The sequence below is a fragment of the Dellaglioa sp. CoH-57-MRSF-20 genome (genome assembly GCF_056781955.1).
Genome location: NZ_JBXAXV010000154.1, coordinates 1 through 379, shown reverse-complemented (window position 1 = coordinate 379; position 379 = coordinate 1). Strand labels below are relative to the sequence as shown.

Annotated in this window: 1 protein-coding gene; it reads left to right on the top strand. The window is 52.5% G+C overall.

Going from position 1 to position 379, the window contains the following annotated elements:
- A partial coding sequence (locus AC1RPN_RS08580) for a hypothetical protein (protein ID WP_481763774.1) occupies positions 1 to 342 on the top strand: 342 nt, incomplete at its 5' end.
- Positions 343 to 379: the final 37 nt, after the last annotated feature.

The window sequence follows — 379 nt, the reverse complement described above, 5'->3', positions numbered from 1 at the left end:
GGGCCCGAAACAGATTCGGAGGATGGGGAGTCGGAAGATCGCCTCTACGCATTGTACGCAACTCCGGTCCGTAACGGATACTGGAACACGCAAATCACGCTGGCTGCTGTCGAGCTGGGTTCAGGTGAGGGTGATGAGGACATCGAATTCAGTGATGAGATTTACACTGTGTTTGCATACTCGTCACCGGAGCGTGAAGACGGCATCAACGAAATACTGTGTGGGATGCTACAGATTCTTCAGGTGCACAACGTAGACAATCCTGTTGACTTGGTTCATCGCTATGGTGGTCACGTCAGGGGCAGGAGCGTAAATCGCTTCGCAGCTCCTGACACACATTAACGAACGCTGGACGTTCCCTATGCCAGACAACAAGTAC